Consider the following 20,341-nt stretch of genomic DNA (forward strand, 5'->3'; position numbering starts at 1 on the left):
GCGATAAATCAGGCGTCGCGCCAGCGTTTGAAGATCAGCGAGGTATTAATGCCACCAAAGGCAAAATTATTGCTCTGGATATAGTCGGTTTCCAGTAGGCGTGGCTCGCCAATAATATAGTCCAGTTCGCCGCACGCCTGAGCGGGTTGCGTAAGGTTCAGCGTTGGTGCAAACCAGCCTTCGCGCATCATCTGGATACTTATCCAGGCTTCCAGTGCGCCGCAAGCCCCCAGCGTATGGCCGAAATAGGATTTCAGCGATGAAACCGGCGTCTGCGTGCCAAATACCGCGGCGGTTGCCAGGCTTTCCGCAATATCTCCCCGATCGGTTGCCGTGCCGTGCGCATTGACGTAGCCAATGTGTGAGGCCGTCAGCCCGGCGCTTTCCAGCGCACGCTCAATGCAAATTTGCATGGTTTCGCGCTGCGGTTGCGTGATATGTGCCGCATCACAGTTCGTATGAAACCCTACCAGTTCGGCATAAATGGTTGCCCCCCGCGCCTGCGCATGTTCCAGCGATTCAAGAATCAAACTGCCGGCGCCTTCGCCAATCACCAGCCCATCACGGTTGTGGTCGAAAGGCGCGGGCGTGGTGTGAGGCGCATCGTTGCGCTGGCTGGTGGCAAACAGCGTATCGAATACCGCGGCTTCGGACGGACACAACTCTTCTGCACCGCCCGCCACCATCACCGTCTGATAACCGTGACGAATCGCTTCCCACGCATAGCCAATTGCCTGGCTGCCCGACGTACAGGCGCTGGAGGTGGGGATCACGCGGCCACGTAAGCCAAAAAACAGACCAGCATTCACCGCGGTGGTATGCGGCATCATCTGCACATAAGTCGTGCCGGTGATGTTATTGGTGTGCTTTTCGGTCAGCATGGTGGCGAACTCGCTTACCGGCCCGGTGCTGCCCGTAGAGGAGCCGTAGGCGATACCGGTTTCGCCATTCGTCAGCACCGGATGATCGATCAAACCGGCCTGCTCTAATGCCAGCTCCGTAGCGCGGGTAGCCAGCAACGAAACGCGTCCCATGGCGCGAATGCGTTTGCGCGTATAGTGAGCGGGCAACGTGAAGTCATCAATCGGCGCCCCCAGTAGCGTGTGCAGCCCCGCATAAACCTGCCATTCCGGCATAACGCGCACGGCATTTTTACCGGCACGAATGCGATTAGCTATCTGCTGCCATTGCTCACCAAAAGCGGTCACGCCGCCCATCCCCGTGACCACTACGCGCTGAATCACAGCATGCCTCCATTAATCGAAATGACCTGACGCGTGACATAACCTGCAATATCAGACATTAAATAGCTGGCTAGCCCTGCCACTTCCTCTGCCGCGCCCATGCGCTTCATTGGGATAATCTTGAGTGCCTCTTCAATTACCTGCGGCTCCAGCCCATCCATGCCGGTATCGATCAGGCCTGGGGCGATGCAGTTAACGGTGATTTTGCGCTTCGCCAGTTCTATTGCCAGCGCTTTGGTGGCCCCTATAATGCCCGCCTTTGCCGCGCTGTAATTCACCTGGCCGCGATTACCCATCATGCCGGATACCGATGACAGCGTAATAATACGGCCGCCACGCCGCAGGCTAATCATCGGCATCACACAGGGATGGATCACATTATAAAAGCTGTCGAGATTGGTATGAATAACGTCGTCCCATTCCGATTCGGTCAAGGCCGGAAATGCGCCGTCACGCGTAATACCTGCATTGCTGATTACACCGTAATAAGCCCCATGCTGCGCCATATCAGTCTCTAAGGCGTTGCGTGTGGCGGCGCGACTGGCAACGTCAAAGCCCAGCACGCGTCCGCGACCGTGGTTTTCCACTATTTGCTGCAAGGTTTGCTCTGCACCTGCGCGATCGCGGTTGTAATGCACCACCAGTTCAAACCCGTCCTGTGCCAGACGTAGCGCGATAGCGCGGCCAATACCTTTACTCGCACCCGTTACCAATACGGAACCTGTCATGGCTGATTTCCTTGTGACATCAGTTGCTGTAATTCTTCTTTATTCGGTTGGTAAGTGTTCAGACGTCCACTGGCCAGCAGCCGCTCGCCATGATAAATCTCACCTTCAAAGCTGCCCATGCGATCATCGCGCATCAGCAGCCGCATCGTAATATCCAGCGTGGCGTTCGCCGGAAAAGTAGATTGCGTTGCCCGCCAACCGCGCCCGCCCAGCAACATGCCAGGCAGAATAAGCGTGCTACCGGCCCGCTTTGCCTGCCAGCCAGACCAAACGCCAACGGTTTGGGCCATGATTTCAACGCCAAACCACGCAGGCAGTTCGCCTTGTGTGGTAAGAAACGGCGCCAGACATCCCTCTTTTGCGGTAGAAACCTGGCAATGCACGCTGTCGTCATTAACTGCAATCACCCGTTCGACCAGCACCATCGGCGTTTTATGCGGCAGAAAATCTGCTGCACATCTATTAATGGTCATCACAACGCCCCAGAATCAAACAGCTATTATTGTCGCCGAAAGCGAACGAGTTCGAGGCAATCACCGGACGGCGCAGCGGCTGTGACTGCAACAGCAGGCCGCATTCCGGCAAACGCTTGTCATAGGTCGTGTCAGAAAAATCTTGCGCAGGCAGTGCTAAATTTTCGCTGAGAAGTAACGCGCTGAGCGCCGCCTCGCATACGCCCGCTGCGCCGAGCATATGCCCGGTAAGATGTTTCGTCGAACTACAGGGCACAGTGCAGCCAAACAGACGATGAATAACCGCCGCCTCCATTTGATCATTCAGGGGGGTGGCGGTGCCATGCAGGTTGATGTAACCGATATCCTGCGGCGTTAACCCCGCCTGTTGCAGCGCCATGCGCATCGCCTTCTCCGCACCCTCGCCTTGCGGGTGGGGAGCAGACATATGCCAGGCATCGGACGATTCCCCCACGCCCAGCAGCGCCAGCCGCTGCGGTTCACGCGTAAGCAGCATGAGCGCGCCACCTTCACCAATGGAAATGCCGTCACGTTCGCGGCTAAAGGGCGCACAACGACGTTCCGAAAGCGACTCCAGGCTGGCGAACCCGTTGACCGGCATGCGGCTCAGCGAATCCGCGCCGCCAACCAGCGCGACGTCCGCTAAGCCTGCGGCAATTAAGCGCTCCCCGCTGATTAATGCGCGGGCGCTGGAGGAGCAGGCGGTAGAAATAGTGTAGGCTGGGCCGTTGAGTTGCAGGTATTGCGCCAGAAAACGCGACGGATCGCCCAGCTCCTGCATACGGTAATCATAATGTTGCCCATCGCCGCGGATCTGCGCCTCTCCTTCGGCAATGCCGGAGGTGCTGGTCCCCATCACGACCGCGATGCGATCGGTGCCATATCTTTTGATCGCCGCATCCAGCGCGGGTCGAACCTGTTCCAGCGCCGCCAGCAGCAACCGGTTATTACGGGTATCATGCGCGGCCAGCGCGGGCGGTAGTGCAGGCAGCGCCCCTTAGACGGCGCCAAGCCAGCAGGTTTTGCCTGATGTCAGCCAGCCTTTACGTTCGCGCATGCCGGGTGCAAGACCGTTGCGCAGGTTAGCGGCAACCTGCTGATTATTGTTACCAAGTGCGTTCAGCATGCCGATCGCGGAGATATAAATCATGATGCGTCCAGATGTTGAATGTGAATCCGATAACCAAACGCATGCTGCTGAATGCTGATCGGCTCACGCTGACCGTTACGTTGCAGGTAATCGATTTCGGTTATTACCCGGTGATCAGCATCTTTCAGCACGCGCTTCAGCCTTGTGTCTTGCAGCGTCCAGCCCGGCGGCAACTGCTTTTGCCATACCGCAAGCGGCCAGTGGCTCAACATAATATCGGCCAGAACCTGGCTGGCTGGCGGCATATGCGGCAGCGGCATCATCTGTTGCGTATGTATCCCACTGGCGTCGTAGCTGACGCGAAACAGACGTATACCCACCGAGGATAAGCCCGCCAGCTCAATTTTTTGCGCATCCGCGCTCAGCAGCACCAGTAATGACTGGCTTTGCCCCTTGACCTGACCGGTTAACAGCTGCTGCTGTTGAAACGCGGGGGTGATGCCCGGCGGTGGCAGCGTTATCTGCACACCCGGTTTCAGCCAGGCGGTAGGTTGCGTGTCGTCTGGCGCGTGGCTGGCACAGGCGCTCAGAAGAAGCAGACTGAGCATCATTATGGCGATACGAATCATCCTTTTTTCCTCGATTTGGCAGGCCGCATCGCCAGCGGCGACAGCAGAAAGGCGCTAAAGATGCCGCTGCACAGCACTGTGCCAAAGCTGGCGATGGCGCTAGTGCTGCTGAACACCAGCATACCCAGCGTTAATAGTGTGGTTATCATCGCCATGGAGACAGCCAGCAATGAGGTCAGCGGCGTACCCTGGGGATTGCTGAAAAACAAGGTGTAGTTGATACCAATGCCGAGCACCAGAATCAATGCCAGCAGCGCAAACAGATTCAGTGATGCGCCCAACCAGCCCAGGGTTGCCAGCGCGGTAGCCAGCGACAGCAACGACGGTAGCACACTACACAGACCCGCTTTCAGCCCCAAACGCAGCACATAACTCAGGGCGATAAATGCTAACGCCAGCGCCAGTAAACCGCTCAGCAGAGAACGCCAGAAGCTAAAAAGCGTATCGTAACTGGCTTTGCGATCAACCCAACTCACGCCTGGATGTTTTTGCGCCAGGGCCGTTAACGCCGCGCTGTCTTTTATCCCGCTGGCTGGCACCAGCACGCCACTGCGTCCATCGGGTGGGCTCAACCACAGCAGCCGCCAGCCTTCGCTCAACGGGCTGGCCAGCCACATAGCCGGCGTGACTGGCATCGGTTGCAGGCTGGGTGTCGGCAAGGTGATTCCCGCCTGTTGCAGCCGCGCCATGATGTGCGGCACCGCCTGGTGTAATGTTTGCACGTCCTGCTGCTGCTGTTGCAGTGAGCGCAGCGGCAGTAACCGGTAAGTTTGTAACTGGCCTTGCTGCTGTGCCTGTTTTAAATCGGGTGCCAGCTGCGCCAGACGTTGCAGCGTCTGTTGAGCATTCTCGCCCCACACCACAAACCAGGTTTGATCGGCGCGTTGCCCGGTCAGCGCCGCCAGTTGGCGATCCTGCTGAAGCAGATGCCCTGGCGCACTTTGCAGATGGGCAATATCATCATCAACCCTGAGTTGGATAATGCCGCTCAGCGCGTAGATCGCCATTGCCAGCGGCAGGCCGATGCGCAGGGCTTTGCGTCGACGCCAGGCCGCCAGCCAGCGTGCGAGTTGCACCATCAGCGGCACCGGGCGAACCGGCAAACCGCGTACCAGCCAGGGATAGAGGAAAATAACTGTTAAACAGGAGGCGGTTAATCCGCTGGCAGCAAACACCGCCAACTGGCGCAAACCGGGAAACGGCGCCAGCAACATCAATAACCAGGCAATGGCGGTAGTGGCTAATGCCAGCAGCAGCGTGCCGCGCACCTTACGCAGGCTTTGCCATGGTGTGACATGCTCGCCATGCACCATACGTTCGGTCAGGTAATAGAGCGCGTAGTCAGCGGAAATGCCGACAATGCTCAGGCTCATCACCAGCGTCATCAGATGCAGTTCACCAAAAAACAGCAGCGTCATCACCGTACCGGCTATCGCGCCAGTCGCGACTGAAGCGATACTCAACAGCAGCGGCCGCAGAGATCGAAACACCAGCAGTACCAGTAATAGCACCCCGCCTAACGTTATACTGCCGAGCGTTTCGACATCATGCTGTGCACGCTGGCTGGCATCATCGCTGAATAACACCGTGCCACGCGTCAGCAACTGCGCCTGCGGCCAGCGGCTTTTCAGCGCTTTTTCCCGCTGTTGTAGCTGCGTGACTAACTGATGGCTTTGCTGAATGCTAAAGGCGTTATTTGCCAGCTCGCCATGCAGGAAATACCAGCGTTGGCCGTTTTTATCCAGCGTGGTGAGCCAGCCGTTATGCAGCATCATACGGTCAGCATTTTGCTGTAGCGCCAGCTGCGAACCACGTACCAGCATCAGCGGATCGTTTTGCCACTCTTTGCTGCCTACGCCCGCGAAGGCAGAAAATAGCTGGCCCAGCAGCCAATCCGCCTGTGCATTACCATCGTTTTGCAGCCGGGCGCGCGTGGCATCGTCAATCAGGCCGTTACGATGTTGCCAGGCAAAGCGGCCCCACTCTTGCTGCTGACTGTCGTCCATCTTGCCTTGTACCTGCTTTAACGCAGGCAAAGCGCGCAGCTGTGCAAGCCACGCGTTAGCGACGCGCGGATCGTCGGTTTTTCCCGACGACACCAGCCACACCATTTGGCGATCCAGGCGCTGCATGAAACCTTGCTGCAACTCTGCGGGCGCCGCACCAAGGTTTTGCTGCGGCAACAGCGCTAATACGCTGCTATTGAGATGGCTGCGTGGCAGCAACAGCGCCAGCGCGCTCGCCAGCACCAGGCAAATGGCTAACCATAATAGTGCGAAAAGTTTATCGTTACGGCCCGGCAAAACGCGTGCGCTCCTCATCACTTAGCTGCGGCGGCTGGATACGCGTATTGCTGAGTTGAATCTGGGTTTTATCGCCCTGCTTATCATCCAGATTGATCTGTTCGAGAAACTCGCTTCCGGCAAGATCGATACGGTTGAAGATTTTATTGAGCGGTGCGGCTTTGGGGATCAGACCCAGCGTCCAGCGGTTGTTGCCTTTATCCTGAAAGTCGAGGGTAAAATTTTCTTTCAGTACTTTTTCATCGGCCTGAAACAGCGCACGCAGCAGATGATTGAACTGGAACATCTGTGGATTACTGTCTGAGGTCACGATTTGCGGCGGCTGGTTGTTCAGCGTTTGCACCATACGTTTATCATCTAACAGCAACGTCATAACAAACGGCGTGCTTTGATGCCACCAAAGCCCCTGCTGCTGGGCAATAAGCAGATTGCCATGCGACACCAGCGGCTGCTTCATGCCAGAAATGGTGCGCGTCTGGACAAAGTTTGCGCGGATCACCGGTTGGCTGGCGAAACGCTGTTGCAACTGCGCAAGCGTAACCGCACTGGCGGCGCTGGTCCACAGCAGCAAACCGGTAAAAATAATTTTTAGCATCCTTTCACCCCTAAACGTTCCAGCAAAATGTCCGGCGAAACAAAACACAACGCTTCCGTTTCCTGCTCTACCGCGACCTGCACCGTATGGGCTTTAGTGGTGATTTTTCCGGCGGCGTTACGGATCTGATAATCAATACGTAAGCGGTTTTCATACTCGCTGATAGCGGCGCTGACGAAGACAGTTTCTTCACAGCGCAGCGGCTGGCGATATTTAACATGCGCATCCACCACCGGCCAGATATAACCGCTGGCAGTCATTTCGCTATAGCTATAATGGATGCTGCGTAACAGCGCTTCCCGGGCGACTTCGAAAAAACGAAAATAGTTGCCATGCCATACCACGCCCATCGGATCGCAGTCATGAAAGGACACCGTTAGCGCAACCTCAATGGCAGGCAAACAATCAGGCATTATCGGACTCCTTATGGCGTTCCCGTTCATCGGGCAACGTCCAGAAATCGAAAAAATTAAACCAGTCGAGCGGAGCCAGCAGCGCATAATACGCCAGCCGCTGCGCATAATGATCGACTGCTGTTTGCAGCGCCTGCTGCCGCTGACCACGTGGCAGCAGGAGCGGATCGGCGAAGGGTTCGCAGTAAACCTGTAATTTGCCTTGCTGACGTAAGGCAAACATCAGCAGCACCGGACAGCGCAACGCCGCTGCCAGGACAAAAGGACCTTGCGGGAACGGTGCCGGACGGCCTAAAAATTCGCTCCATACCACGCGACGTTCGCCGCCGCGCTGGCGATTTATCGCTGTGCGATCGCCAACGATGGCCACCCATTCACCGGCATCCAGTTTTTGCTGCAACAAAATGGCGGTCTCCGGGCCGATGTCGCTGACCGGGATCAGGTTCACGCCCGCCTCGGGCGCGATAGTTTCCAGTACCGCACGAAAACGCTGCGCATTGTCGGTAAACACCAGCGCATTAATGACCAGCCCGTTAACCTGCTTTGCCATGGCGCGGCAAGCTTCAATATCGCCCAGATGCGAGGCGAGGATCAGTTTGCCCCGCCCGGCCGGTGCTCGAATTACCGCCTCTGCACCTGCCGCAAACTCAATATCACGCCCCCAACGCAGATCACCACGCCAGCTGGCGACTTTATCCAGCATCGCTTCGGCAAAACGCAGAAAATGACGATAGCTGTTAAGCGGCGCAGGCAGCCGAATGCGTTGCTGTGCCGCCTGCGTTTTTACCTGAGCCAGCCACTGTTGCGAGGCCTGGCGTGCGCGTCGCCCGGTTAACCAGTAAATCGCCACCACCGGCCATAACAGCAGCATAAACGGCAAGCGGCCACCATAGCGATAGATCGCCAGCATAAAGCGCAGGCCCAGCTGACCGCGTCGTTCCGGCTCGCCGGACCAGTGCTTTTGCTGACGACGCATCGCTAATAAATGCGGAATACGTGGCAACATGCCAAAAAATAAGCGCGTGTGCATCCAGGAAATGCGCAAGTTGTCATGCAGAGCGTCGAAGTGGGAAATACCGGTTTCAGGATAAGTAACGCGCGTGCTGAGAAAGCGGGCTGGCGTACCTTGCCAGTAAAGCCGCACCATAATTTCGGTATCAAAATCCATACGCAGCCCAACTGGACGCTGGTTGCACAACATCAGCGTTGCCTGCAACGGATAGACACGAAAACCACACATGCTGTCTTTGATCGAAAATGACAGGGTTTCGATCCACACCCAAAAATGGGTGATGTAGCGCCCATACAAGCGTGATTTAGGGATTGAGTCGTCGTAAAGCGGCTGGCCAGAGATCAGACAGTCAGGATAGCGCTGCGCTTCTGCCAGCATGGCCGGGCAATCTTCAATCTGGTGCTGTCCGTCGGCATCGAGCTGAATCGCATGGGTAAAGCCCTGCGCCGCCGCCGCCCGCAAACCCTGTATTACCGCCGCTCCTTTACCCTGATTTTTTGCCAGGCGCAATACGGTGGTTTGTGTAGCCTGCAGACTGTCAAGTTGCCGCTGTGTGGCGGCGTCGCTGCCGTCATCAACAATGATCACCGCCAGATTGAAAGGTGCCAGACGCGCCAGTACTGATGCCATCATCGCGCCGTGGTTGTAACAGGGGATCACCACGCAGGGTGAAAAATTTGACGTTAACACAGCTGAATTTTTCCGCTGCTGGCGCTGACAGCGTCACCATCACGCAGCAGGCTGTAGCGAAAACCGAGGCGAGATGTGCTTGCATTCCAGTCGATAACCAGTTGCAGTAACGAATCCGGCGGAACCGGCTGCTGAAATTTGATGTTTTCCACCGCAGAAAACTGTTTACCAGCCGCTAACAGCGGCACGCCGTAATGCATCACCCAGTTAAGTTGAGCGACGCCAGGCAGAATAGGCAGAGCAGGAAAATGGCCCTGAAACCAGAACAGATCGGCCGTGACGTGCAGCATAAGCGTCACCGTGTTGTGCTGTATCTGGCGGCTGCGTTCAACCGGTAACATGGAAAAGCTCCTCAATTTGCGGCCAGGCGCGCTTGCTTTGGCTGGTAACGGGAATGGTCTCAACTACGCGCCAATAGCGTGGCAGCGCCACCGGCTCCAGGCTCGGTTGCAAATGCTGTCGCCAGCATTTTTTTTGCTGGTGCAATTGTTGATCGTCAAGCGGCGTATCTAGCACCAGTACCACCCCAATCGCCTGACGTCCGTGACGCGTCACTGCCAGCGCGGCGGCATCTGTGACGCCCGGTAGCGCCAGTAGACGACGCTCTATATCGCTCAGGGAAATGCGTTTATCTTCGATTTTTACTGACCTGTCATGACGGCCCGCTAACTGGAAGTGGCCTTCTGCATCGACCCGCAAACGATCGTCGAGTCGCCAGCCCTCCTGATTTTCAATCAAGGCGGAATAAACCTGCCACCGATCCGTCTCGACCTGCTGCAACCTGACGCCGGGAAAACGCTGCCAGGCTGCCTCATCGACAATACGCTGACGCCAGGCAATGACGCCGGTTTCCGTGCTGCCGTAAATTTCATTCACCGGGCAGTTCATTGCCTGATGCGATCGTTGCGCGTCTTGCCAGGCCAGCGTCCCACCCGCGGAAACAATCAGCGCGCAATCTGAGGTGGTGAGCGAATGATCAAGGCGGCGTAAAAATGCCGGACTGCTGATCAAGGCATGACGACCCTGTTGCCACTGTTCTGCCAGCTGTTCGCTGTAAAATACCTGCTGCGCCGCAAACGGACGGCCCAGCGCCATGGGCAACATAATGCGAAAGGTTAAGCCATAAAGATGTTGATGGCTGACCGACGCGATAATGCGACAATCCGCGAGCTGCTCACCCCATAACGCCGTCAGCCAACGCGATTCCTGTTCCAGTACCGCCAGCGATTTTACCACCCGACGCGGCGCGCCAGTTGAACCTGACGTAAACAGCACCAGCGTCGCATCTGTAGGCAAGGCCGGTAATTTGCCTTCGGCTTCCTCGCCCTTCCATTTCAGTAGCGGCAACTGAATATCCAGTGGCAGATCGCTGATCACGCCATCCAGCTCGTCACGCATCTCGTTCAGTTGCGCCGCGCGACAGTGGCCAGGGATCACCGGGACTTTTCCAGCGTACCAGGCTGCCAGTAACGTGACGCAGAAATGATAACTGTCGTCAAAGCATAATGCCCATTGCGTGCCGGGCAAGGTTTGCAGTGTCCGACTCAGCGCCAGCACCTGACGACGCATCGTGTTCAGCAACAGTGATTGCTCGCCTCGCCAGGCGACTTCGCATTGCTCGCCGTTTAGCCAGTCGGCAACAGGTTTCATACTTTGCGCCTTATGTGCTGACGTACCAGCCACTCGCCGCTCATCAATACGCCCATCAACAGATAACTGATGCAGCCGTTCCACAGCGTCCATAACTTGAGGTTTCCCCGCAAACAGGTGAACAACGCCATACCACCGTTTAAGATAAAAAACAGGCACCAGAGCTGGGTTACGCGTCGCGTATAGTGCACAGCCTGTAGCGGTAACGCGGGTTCACGCAGGCGCGCAAGCCGTTCCACCAACGGCATACGACTCCACAGCGATGCGCCAAATATCAGCAGCATCGCCAGATTGACCGCCACCGGATACCACAGTAACAAATGCTAACTGCGCAACGTCAGGCTGCTGATACATAACAGCGTGCCGAGCAGTGCCAGCCATCCCATTACATGACTGAACGGTGTTTTTTGCCGACGCAACGTTAACCAGCGCAGGCCAAACAGTGCCGCAAGTAACCAGAACAGCGCATGCCAGTGCGGCTGCGTCAGTGCCAGCCAGACCAGAAACGGCCAGGCCAGCAGCGTAAGCAAACTGAGCAAGCGCAACGCGGTATGCATGATGAAATCAGGCGTCTTCGCGCATCAGCTGTTCCACCGCATCGACCACATCCTGCACGGTGCGCACTGAGCGGAAGGTTTCCGGTTTAATTTTTCGGCCAGTACGCTTTTGCAAATGCACCACCATGTCCACGGCATCAATGCTGTCGAGTTCAAGATCCTCATAAAGACGAGCATCAGGGCGAATATCGTCAGCGTTAATTTCAAACAGGCTGGTCAGCAGCGAAGCGACTTCCTGATAAATTTCATCTTTGTTCATCATGATTTATTTCTCTGCGATCAGGCGCGTTGTTGGTTCACGAACGCCGCTAAAGAGGCAACGGAGAAGAAATGTGCCCGCAGGGTCTCGCTCTCAGCAGACAGCGCCACGCCGTAGCGATTTTTCACCGCCAGCCCGAGCTCCAGCGCATCAATTGAATCCAGTCCCAGGCCTTCGCCAAACAACGGGGCATCTGTTTCGATGTCATCCAGGCTGACATCTTCCAGATTCAGCGTGTCGATGATCATCTGTTTAATATCGTTAATTAATACGTCCATACCGTTTTCCACATTACAGCTTATCCTGGGGAACCAACGCCTGTTGTAAATGGCGGGTCAGACGGCGCGCAGCCAACGGTTGCGCATCCTGGTGGCTTTCACAGAACGACGTACTGTCGATCCGCGAATGTACGCGCACGGTAAACAGAGGCTTTACCGGCGGGATTTGATACCAGCGGCTCTGCTTGTCAAGCATACGCTGGGTACAGCTAATATGAACCACGCGCAGATCGCAGCCCGCGCGCACCGCGATATTCGCGGCGCCGCGTTGCAGCTTCAGCGCTTCGCCGTAGCGGGTGCGTGTTCCTTCCGGGAAGATGAGGATTGTTTCGCCGCGCGCCAGCCGCTGCTGGCTGTCCGGCAGCAGCGTATCCGCTTCACTGTTAATCAGGTAATCGGCGGCACGAATCACGCCACGCAGAAAGAAATTTTTTTGCAAATCCGCTTTAACCAGACAATCCATTTCCGGCAGCACTGATGCGATCATCACATAATCGATCAGGGAGGGGTGATTAGCGACAATTAAGCAGCCGCGATCGCCTCGTAGCTGTTCTGCGCCTTCAATACGGTAATCGTAAACGCCAACGAAGCGACAGAAACGCAGAAAGCAGCGAAAGCTCCTGGCAATGCTGCGGCGGGCAATCTGGCGGCGGCGATAGGTGTCGCGCTGCACCAGTAGCAACAGATTAAACCAGGTGAGTGACAGCAACAGGCCGCCGACGCTGAACAGCGTAAAGCTGATGGCGGTCATAAATAATCGCCAGTAATAGTTGAAGCCAGGCCGGCCATGACGCAGCGACAGAGAAGAATCAGCCATATGCATTCTCCCAATGCCAGTTGAGGCGTTCGCCCACGACGGTAAACGTTTTGCGTGGTGCCAGCAGATTATGCAGAAAAACGAGGCTTTGTGGCGGCGTTGGCTGTAGGCCAGGCTCGGTTTTCGCGGACGTCGTGCATTGCAACGGGTCGCCTGCCGCAAGCAGCAACGCCACTGCATAGGGCACGTTCCAGCCTGTTTCGGGCAGCCAGGGTAAATAATAGTCAGGAACGGTGCCGTCAAAGTCAACCAGCATCACCTGCCGATAACCGGCCTGTAGCAGCGCGCTGACTTCGAGTAGGCCCTGCTGGAAAGTATCGCTACCGGCACAAATCGAGGTGGAAACCAGTGGCTGCTTTGCTGCAATGGTCAGGCTGCCAACGGCAGAGTTGTGCACTGACATCGCGAAATCAGTCGGCGACAGCGTCTGTTGTTCAGCTAATGTGGTGAGAATGCGCAGATTACGCGCCAGCTCGCCATGGCGGCTGGTAAAGACCACCGCATCGACCCGCTGACGCGCCAGTAACGCCAGGCCAGCATCTACCGCTGCACGGCTACCGGCGCTCAGACGGCGTGCAGTCATCATTGGCAGGTATTGCGGCTTAGCAATCTGTTGTGAGCTGTCAATCACTGCAGGCTGTTGCGCCCAGCGTTGCCAGGCCTCACGTTCGGCTAACCCCGGTGCCAGAGCCTGCCAGTCAATTAGCGAATAAGCGAGTTTCATAGCAGTGTTTTTTTATAAGCTTGTTGGAATCGCCGTCCGTGGGGCGTCAACGATCTTCCCGATACAAGCAAAGGCTCATCCCTGAAAATATCTGCCCGTCTCTGACGCGGACGCTATTGGTTTAACCCGCGATACGGCAAGAACCGGTCATTGGGTTGGCTGGCAGACAGATGAATTATTTTATTATCGTGTATTCCGCCGCCTGATTTAGGCGGCGGAATAGCCGTTATTTAATGCTCTGTGCCGCCAGACGCAGTTGAATATCCTGATCCAGATTATTAACCCAGCGATTGTAATTGCTGTGGATTTTTCCACCTTTGGCTTTCAGATTTTCACTGCTCAGGTACTGAATGCTGTAGCTCTGCGGGTTGTAGCTGACACGAATATTGGCGGTGTACCCACGCTGAGCCAGCCGACCATTGATAATGCCTGGCGCTACCGGCGTCATTATCCATTTACGACCAATACCGGCCTCAATGATGGCCGTTTTCATTTGATTGTCGGTGTAGCGTTGTGGCAGCGTTTGATGCACATTGTGAATCGGCGCGGTGCGTGCGCAACCGGTTAATAATGTGGCGGTAAGAGCCAGTACCAAAACTGATTTATTATTCATGGCTTTCTCTTTTATTCCCCTGTCATTTCAGGCTGTTAAAATCGCAACTCGCCTTGCGCAACTGTTAATAATAGTGCGCTTCTCCGTTCAGATTCTGTGAAACCGGCGCATAATAACATCTTTTGTAAAGACACGTCAGCTGAAATATGAAAAGGGAATGACGGATGGTGCGTGGTTAAAGGCCGGTATGCAGCCTTATTTTTACGTTTAGGTCAGGTATCGACAGGCGTCTGATCCCTTGGTTCATAACAGAAAAAACTGGCTCGGCCGCAAATTCATCCTCTGTCTGTGCGGATCGATCTCGTTATCACTCGCCTCATCCCTGAGACGCGTCTGCGTTTCAGATCAGACTTTTCTTCCCATTACGCAGGAATAGCGTCTGTTATAGGTTTTTTGAATTGTTCTGCCAGCCGCCGCCCAGGGCGCGATAAAGATCGATTTGCGCCAGTAGCAGATTATTTTTCACCGTTACCAGGTTGAGCTGGGTACTGAATAGGGTGCGCTGTGCATCAAGTTCATCCAGATAGGAAGCATAACCGTTTTGATAACGATTGCTGGCAATGCGCAGCGCTTCAGCCACGTATTTTTCCTGTTTTTGCAATTCTTCCAGTTGCGCTTCACCCTGACGAATAGCGTCCATTGCATCATTCACTTCTGAAAATGCACTACGTACCACTTTTTCATAACTGTAAAGCGCCTGGTTGCGCGTTGCCATTGAGACGTCAACCTGTGCGGTGAGCGCCTCGCGATTAAGAAGCGGCGCCAGCACGCTGCCGCCAATGCTCCACAGGCGGAACGGATTCTCCACCAGCTGATGCAAGACCGAACTTTGCAGGGTTCCGGTCGCGGTTAAATTGAGGTTCGGCAGCAGGTTGGCTTTTGAAGAAGCCAGGCTGGCGTCAGCAGCCAGTAGCTGACGTTGTGCCTGCACAATATCGGGCCGTCGGTTAAGCAACTGTGAGGGCAGCAGGCTCGGCATTTGCTGCGGGGAGATCTGATTAAATTCAGGTCGACGCGCAATCTCACGCGGATTCATTCCCACCAGAATACTGAGCGCATTCTCCTGCTGAGCAATTTGATGCTGTAACTGTGGCATCTGGGCTTTTGCCGTCTGATATTCCGATGCCGCCTGCATCCATTCCAGCCGCGAGGTGTAACCCGTTTCATACTGACGTTGCGCCAGTTTCAGCGAGTTGCTACGCGTTTGCATCGTTGCCTCGGTGACGCGCAATTGCTGGTCCAGTGCGCACAGCGTGAGATAACCCGAGGCCACCGAGCTGGCAATCGTTAATTCCGCGGCGGAAGCCGCCGCACGTTGTGCATCCAGCGTGGCCTGCGACGCGGCAATGCTGCTGCTGCGTGCTCCCCACAAATCCACGTCGTAGTTGGCCTGCAATAATCCCTGGAATACGGCCGTTTCATACGGTTGACCGGTCACCGATGACATTACGCGTTCACGCGTTGCGGCTACACCCGCGCTAAGGGTCGGAAAGTTATCACCCTGGGCCGCACGCAGCTGGGCGCGATATTGATCAACGCGCGATCGGGCAATCAGAATATCGGGATTATTGCGCAACGCCTGCGCCACCAGCCGGTTAAGGTTGTCATCGCCAAAAGCGCGCCACCATTCGGCTTCAACGGCAGCCGAAGGGCCAACCTGATCGCGCCACGCTGGCGGGATCAGCAGCGAAGATGGCGCTTTTTCGACGTTGGTTGCACATCCCGTTAACGCCATCGCCAGCAGACTGACCAGCAAGCTGCGACGCATCATGGCGCCGCCTCGTCTTTGACTGGCGCGTCGGTATCGATGCTGACTTCCACTGACATGCCAGGGCGCAGCTCATGCATATCTTTCGAATCAATACGAATGCGTACCGGAATGCGTTGGGCGATTTTCACAAAGTTACCGGTCGCGTTGTCCGGCGAGATGGCGCTGAACTCTGATCCGGCGGCCGGAGAAATGTATTCGACGCGGCCATCAAAATGTTTACCGTCGAGCGCATCTACGCGAATACTGACAGGCAAGCCGGGCCGGATGCGTGCCAGCTGCGTCTCTTTCATATTGGCGATGATCCATTTATTGTTGGGCACCACCGAAGTAAGACGCGTTCCGGCAGTGACGTAGGTGCCTTTGCGTACCGATAACTGACCGAGCTGCCCCTCATCTGGCGCGATAATGCGCGTATTAGCCAGATCGATGTTGGCCAGTTCCAGCGCTGCTCTGACACTGGCGACATCGCCTTCCAGCGAGGCGCGATTGACGATCACCGTTTGCAGGTTCTGCTGCGCGACCGCAATTTGCGCGTCGGCCTGACGCACCTGCGCCTGTGCCTGCGCATTGGCGGCGCGTGCGGCGTCACGCTCACGCACAGAAAGCGATCCGTCGGCAGTGAGGTTTTCGACACGTTTCAGGTCAAAGCCGCTTTTCAGCGCCTGCGCTTTGGCATTTTCCAGGGCAGCCTTGTTGCTTTGAATGGTAGCCTCAGCGCTGCGGCGCTGCTGTTGGTTATTGTTCAGCGCGGCCTGTTTCATCGCCAGCTGTGCCTGCGCCTGATGCACACGCTGACGATAAATGCGATCATCAATCGTCATCAGCAGCTGGCCTTTTTTCACTGGCTGCAGATCGATGACATTAACCGATGTCAGATAACCACTGACCTGCGGGCTGATAAATGTCACCTGTCCCCGTACGTAGGCGTTCTCAGTACTTTGCACCGAGCTGGTAAACGGCCAGAGTTGCCACGCATAGAGGATAACCAGCACCCCCAGCACGACAATACCGCCTCCGGCGGCAATAGAAAGAATGCGGCGACGGTTTGCACGATCGCGCTCTGCAGCCTGAAGTTCATCCTGCTGACTCATTGTTGCTCCGTTCGTTCTTGTAAGGCAGCGAGCTGCTGCTCACGCATATTATGTTTTGCCTGACGCCAGTCGAGATAACGACGGCGGGTTAAACGCCACAGCACCCACATCAAGGTCATTAAGGCCAGCGCTGCCGTTAATAAATAGGTGTCGTTATAAGCCAGCACGTTTGACTGCAGTGTTGCCACGCTCTGTAGCTGACTGCTGCTTTGCGCACTGCGCAATACGCTGTCGCCCACCAGACTGTTATAGAGCGCATTATATTGATTAAGACGTTCTGTGACATTCGGATCGAGCAGTGACAGTCTGTCAGCTAACAGGCTGGAGTGATATTTTTCGCGCCATACCTGGAAAGTCCCAAGAATTGCTGAACCAATCAGACCGCCAAGATTTTGACTCATGCCAAACAGCACCACAAAGCTAACCAGGTTTTTCGGCTGAGTCACCACGCTGCCAATACCGATTAACAACGCCGGAGCAAGGAAAAAGGCGCTGCCAAAACCCAGCAGGAACTGACTGAAGTACATATTGTTGCCACGCGTCAGCGGGCTGGATTGTGCATCCATCAGGGAGGCGATGATCATCACCACCAGCGACGTCACGATTGGCCAGTTAAGTTGCGTTGGTTTGATTGTCAGCGCACTGGCGATAATGCCAACGATGACCCCAGCAATAATCGCCAGCGCCAGACCGCGCATCTGATCGTTAAGTAAGCCGAGTTGCTGAAGAAAACCGATGGCGCCCGTGTTTTGTTCGGCTAACACAATACGCATCATAATCATCACGATACCCAGCCGCACCATCGTGCCGCTACTGAGCCAGCGGGTGTTGATTAACGGATTACGCCGGTTGTGTTCAATGACGATGGCGGTGACGATGAGCGTTAACGCAATGGCAGTGCAGACTCCCAGCCACGGTGTGGTAAACCACCATTCAATGCGACCCAGCGATAATACGCCGCACAGCAATGCCATGCCCGGCGCCAGCAGGATGAAGGTGACAAAATCCATTTTCTCGAAGGCTTTGATGCGATCGCCGGGCGGCAACTTCAACATCAGTACGCAGCCCAGCGCAATCATTGCCAGACCCAGTTCAAATAAGTAAAGCCCGCGCCATTCTTCCAGTTGCAGAAGTTCGCTGGAGAACAGACGCGCCAGTGGGATGGCCAGCTGCGACGCGGTCAGCCCGATCACCAGCGCTTTCAGGCGGTGTCTGGCAGGCCACGCCTGGATCTGGTAATAGATGCCCAGCGAGCTCAGCGCCGCGCCCACCATGCCATGAGCGGTGCGTACAATGATCGCTGAGTTGAGATCGTTGGCAAAAAGATGGAAGAACGCCACCAGCACATACAGTAACAAAAACGCTTCGGTGAACGTTCGCAGGCCAAACTGTTGGCGAAATTTCACCAGCAGCAGGTTAATGGAGATATTCCCCATCACATATACCGCCGGCAACCAGGCAATTTCGTTTGAATAAGCGGCAAAGGTGCCTTGCAGGTTGGTAAGATTGGCGGTAACCAGTGCGTTACTTAGCGCACCGGTAAGTGAAATCAATAAGCCAATCAGGCCGAAGGCGATACGTTTGGGTGTCGAATGCAGCGGCGTTGACGGCGACCCCGGCAGCATGGGTTTTTCATGCGGCAGCCATTCACGCGCGGTATAGGGGTTGCGCCGGGCCACGATTACATGGTTCCCAGACGTGTCAGCAATTGTTGTAATACACGTTCCGTCACCGCTAACGCTTGCGGATCAATGTCAGACAGCAGCGAGGCACGCAGCATATCGGCCTGCGCTTTGACTTCCGCAGAAGCCTGGTTTCCTTTTTCAGTCAACACCAAATGCCGCTTACGACGATCTTCAGATGGCTGTACGCGCGACAGTAATGCCTGTTTCACCAGTCGATCAACCAGCGGTACTATACTGGCATCTTCCAGGCCCAGTAATTGCGCCAGCTCAGTCTGTGACAGAGGGTTAGGGTCGCTGGCAATGATGCCGATTGCCATCCAGCTGCTCATGCTTAAACCACTGTCTTTTAAATGACGATCAACAGCGATACGCCAGGCATGCGCGGTGAGATAAAGTAAACGGGTAAACGTTTGGTTATGCTGCGTAAAAAAATAGCACTCTAATGGTTAGGTATCTAATTAAATAATGGCGTTATTATACGCAAAGCTAAACGCTGATGAAAAGAACGGGTCCTGTTAAAAGTGAATGAATCACGACAGAATGTCCAGAGGCTGCCAATCTGGTGAGAGTAAGATGAAACAGACTACGCAAAACTGGCTTGATCTGCGCCATGACAAGCCGAGCGGAATAGAGAGCCTGCGTGCGCATTTTACCGGCCATGCTTATGATCCACACTGGCATGACAGCTATTTAATTGGCGTCACCGAGCAAGGCGTGCAGCAGTTTCACTCACGACGTCAGCAGCATCAAAGCCGGCCTGGCACGGTATTCATGTTAGAGCCAGAAGAACTGCATGATGGCGACGCCATTAATGCCCAGGGCTTTACTTATCGCATGCTGTATCTTTCGCCGCAGCAGGTTAAACAACGATTAGCGCCCCTGACTGAGTCTGGCGTACAGCAGCATGAACTCGGTTTCGCGGCCACCCTGCGCGATGATAAGCAATTAGCTTACGCGGTATGGCATGCCTTTGAAGCGCTGTGGCATGACCATCCTGAGATGATTAAAGACGCGGCGCTGGATCGCCTGTTTTTACAACTGGGTCAACATCCGCTGTGGCGTAATCGCAACTATATGATTGATAAGGATGTCTTGCTGGCGCAACGGGCTCGTGACTGGCTGATAGCACATCATACAGAAAACCCAGGATTGCAGACTATGGCGCAGGCGCTGAATATTGATCGCTTTCGTTTATCGCGTCTGTTTCAGACACACTGGGGTTTGCCGCCGCATGCCTGGCTGGTGCAATGGCGGCTCTGCCAGGCGCGACGCCAGCTTGCCGCAGGTTGTGCACCGGTTAATGTCGCGGCTGAACTCGGCTTTGCTGATCAAAGTCATTTGGGTCGCTGGTTCAAGCGCGCCTGCCATCTCACCCCTGCCCGCTATCAACTGGCTTGCACAAATCTTCCAGACTCTGATTAAGCAGAAGGTCATAATGCGCTTTTTGCGTCAGGAGAAAACTACGCAAGATCTTCGTTGTGCCATGATTTTGAATGCCAGTTTGCCGCCGGGTAAAGCCACTAATGCCGCCGCTGTCATTGCGTTAACGCTGGGTCAGCGTCATCCTGCGCTGGTGGGCGCAGCCTTAGAAGGGCTTTGTTGAATAAATCGAACTTTTGCTGAGTTGAAGGATCAGATCACGCATCCTCCCGACAACACAGACCGTTCCGTGGCAAAGCAAAAGTTCAAAATCACCAACTGGCCCACCTACAACAAAGC

Annotated in this window: 21 protein-coding genes and 3 pseudogenes; 3 read left to right on the plus strand and 21 right to left on the minus strand. The window is 55.4% G+C overall.

Annotated elements, in window-relative coordinates; translation table 11 throughout:
• Window positions 1-8 precede the first annotated feature (8 nt).
• The 21 genes and pseudogenes from H2P46_RS13255 to H2P46_RS13355 all read right to left on the minus strand — a co-directional run bounded on the left by H2P46_RS13255 (window position 9) and on the right by H2P46_RS13355 (window position 18,990).
• A complete protein-coding gene (locus tag H2P46_RS13255) occupies window positions 9-1,244 on the minus strand; it encodes a beta-ketoacyl-ACP synthase (RefSeq protein WP_193405497.1) in 1,236 nt (411 codons plus the stop codon).
• Window positions 1,241-1,972 carry a 3-ketoacyl-ACP reductase FabG2 gene (locus H2P46_RS13260; RefSeq protein WP_193405498.1) on the minus strand — a complete coding sequence of 244 codons (732 nt, stop codon included), beginning with the start codon at window positions 1,970-1,972 and terminating at the stop codon, window positions 1,241-1,243. Before H2P46_RS13260 ends, H2P46_RS13255 begins: the two co-directional genes overlap by 4 nt.
• Window positions 1,969-2,445, minus strand: coding sequence for a hotdog family protein (locus H2P46_RS13265; protein WP_193405499.1), 477 nt, complete (start codon window positions 2,443-2,445; stop codon window positions 1,969-1,971). The genes H2P46_RS13260 and H2P46_RS13265 overlap by 4 nt, the downstream gene beginning before the upstream one ends.
• Window positions 2,435-3,595, minus strand: a pseudogene (locus tag H2P46_RS13270) (beta-ketoacyl-[acyl-carrier-protein] synthase family protein). Before H2P46_RS13270 ends, H2P46_RS13265 begins: the two are co-directional and overlap by 11 nt.
• Window positions 3,592-4,164, minus strand: coding sequence for a DUF3261 domain-containing protein (locus H2P46_RS13275; RefSeq protein WP_193405500.1), 573 nt, complete (start codon window positions 4,162-4,164; stop codon window positions 3,592-3,594). The pseudogene H2P46_RS13270 and the gene H2P46_RS13275 overlap by 4 nt, the downstream one beginning before the upstream one ends.
• Complete coding sequence (locus H2P46_RS13280) at window positions 4,161-6,467, minus strand: MMPL family transporter (protein ID WP_193405501.1); 2,307 nt, start codon at window positions 6,465-6,467, stop codon at window positions 4,161-4,163. Before H2P46_RS13280 ends, H2P46_RS13275 begins: the two co-directional genes overlap by 4 nt.
• The gene (locus H2P46_RS13285) at window positions 6,454-7,062 is read right to left on the minus strand and encodes an outer membrane lipoprotein carrier protein LolA (protein ID WP_193405502.1); all 609 of its coding nucleotides are present in this window, start codon (window positions 7,060-7,062) and stop codon (window positions 6,454-6,456) included. Before H2P46_RS13285 ends, H2P46_RS13280 begins: the two co-directional genes overlap by 14 nt.
• A complete protein-coding gene (locus H2P46_RS13290; RefSeq protein ID WP_193405503.1) occupies window positions 7,056-7,475 on the minus strand; it encodes an acyl-CoA thioesterase in 420 nt (139 codons plus the stop codon). Before H2P46_RS13290 ends, H2P46_RS13285 begins: the two co-directional genes overlap by 7 nt.
• Complete coding sequence (locus H2P46_RS13295) at window positions 7,468-9,177, minus strand: glycosyltransferase (RefSeq protein ID WP_193405504.1); 1,710 nt, start codon at window positions 9,175-9,177, stop codon at window positions 7,468-7,470. Before H2P46_RS13295 ends, H2P46_RS13290 begins: the two co-directional genes overlap by 8 nt.
• The gene (locus H2P46_RS13300; protein WP_193405505.1) at window positions 9,171-9,518 is read right to left on the minus strand and encodes an ApeI family dehydratase; all 348 of its coding nucleotides are present in this window, start codon (window positions 9,516-9,518) and stop codon (window positions 9,171-9,173) included. Before H2P46_RS13300 ends, H2P46_RS13295 begins: the two co-directional genes overlap by 7 nt.
• Window positions 9,505-10,827 carry an AMP-binding protein gene (locus H2P46_RS13305; RefSeq protein ID WP_193405506.1) on the minus strand — a complete coding sequence of 441 codons (1,323 nt, stop codon included), beginning with the start codon at window positions 10,825-10,827 and terminating at the stop codon, window positions 9,505-9,507. Before H2P46_RS13305 ends, H2P46_RS13300 begins: the two co-directional genes overlap by 14 nt.
• Window positions 10,824-11,384, minus strand: a pseudogene (locus H2P46_RS13310) (COG4648 family protein). Before H2P46_RS13310 ends, H2P46_RS13305 begins: the two are co-directional and overlap by 4 nt.
• 7 nt (window positions 11,385-11,391) lie before the next feature.
• Window positions 11,392-11,646, minus strand: coding sequence for an acyl carrier protein (locus H2P46_RS13315; RefSeq protein ID WP_193405507.1), 255 nt, complete (start codon window positions 11,644-11,646; stop codon window positions 11,392-11,394).
• 17 nt (window positions 11,647-11,663) lie between these two features.
• Entirely contained in the window at window positions 11,664-11,933 is a 270-nt protein-coding gene (locus H2P46_RS13320) for a phosphopantetheine-binding protein (RefSeq protein WP_289776804.1), read from the minus strand.
• A gap of 1 nt (window position 11,934) precedes the next feature.
• Window positions 11,935-12,738: a lysophospholipid acyltransferase family protein gene (locus H2P46_RS13325; protein WP_193405509.1), complete on the minus strand. Its 804-nt coding sequence runs from the start codon at window positions 12,736-12,738 to the stop codon at window positions 11,935-11,937.
• A complete protein-coding gene (locus H2P46_RS13330) occupies window positions 12,731-13,462 on the minus strand; it encodes a beta-ketoacyl synthase chain length factor (protein ID WP_193405510.1) in 732 nt (243 codons plus the stop codon). Before H2P46_RS13330 ends, H2P46_RS13325 begins: the two co-directional genes overlap by 8 nt.
• 226 nt (window positions 13,463-13,688) lie before the next feature.
• Window positions 13,689-14,075: a hypothetical protein gene (locus tag H2P46_RS13335; RefSeq protein ID WP_193405511.1), complete on the minus strand. Its 387-nt coding sequence runs from the start codon at window positions 14,073-14,075 to the stop codon at window positions 13,689-13,691.
• 382 nt (window positions 14,076-14,457) lie between these two features.
• On the minus strand, window positions 14,458-15,843 hold the full coding sequence (locus H2P46_RS13340; protein WP_193405534.1) for an efflux transporter outer membrane subunit: 1,386 nt from the start codon (window positions 15,841-15,843) through the stop codon (window positions 14,458-14,460).
• Window positions 15,843-16,937, minus strand: a complete 1,095-nt coding sequence (locus tag H2P46_RS13345) for an HlyD family secretion protein (RefSeq protein ID WP_193405512.1) — start codon at window positions 16,935-16,937, stop codon at window positions 15,843-15,845. The genes H2P46_RS13340 and H2P46_RS13345 overlap by 1 nt, the downstream gene beginning before the upstream one ends.
• Window positions 16,934-18,616 (minus strand): MFS transporter, encoded by a 1,683-nt coding sequence (locus H2P46_RS13350; RefSeq protein WP_193405513.1) that lies wholly within the window; start codon window positions 18,614-18,616, stop codon window positions 16,934-16,936. The genes H2P46_RS13345 and H2P46_RS13350 overlap by 4 nt, the downstream gene beginning before the upstream one ends.
• 2 nt (window positions 18,617-18,618) lie before the next feature.
• Window positions 18,619-18,990 (minus strand): MarR family winged helix-turn-helix transcriptional regulator, encoded by a 372-nt coding sequence (locus tag H2P46_RS13355; RefSeq protein WP_338103644.1) that lies wholly within the window; start codon window positions 18,988-18,990, stop codon window positions 18,619-18,621.
• Window positions 18,991-19,195: 205 nt separating this feature from the next.
• Between H2P46_RS13355 and H2P46_RS13360 the strand changes: the two genes are divergently transcribed.
• The 3 genes and pseudogenes from H2P46_RS13360 to H2P46_RS23000 form a co-directional block, all read left to right on the plus strand.
• On the plus strand, window positions 19,196-20,044 hold the full coding sequence (locus tag H2P46_RS13360; RefSeq protein WP_193405515.1) for an AraC family transcriptional regulator: 849 nt from the start codon (window positions 19,196-19,198) through the stop codon (window positions 20,042-20,044).
• Window positions 20,045-20,105: 61 nt separating this feature from the next.
• Window positions 20,106-20,213, plus strand: a pseudogene (locus H2P46_RS13365) (DUF2000 family protein); the annotation flags it as partial.
• 33 nt (window positions 20,214-20,246) lie between these two features.
• Window positions 20,247-20,341: hypothetical protein (locus H2P46_RS23000; protein ID WP_238939003.1), on the plus strand; the 95-nt coding region annotated here is incomplete at its 3' end.

Origin of the sequence: Mixta mediterraneensis, assembly GCF_014946725.1 — a bacterium.
Taxonomy (GTDB): domain Bacteria; phylum Pseudomonadota; class Gammaproteobacteria; order Enterobacterales; family Enterobacteriaceae; genus Pantoea; species Pantoea mediterraneensis.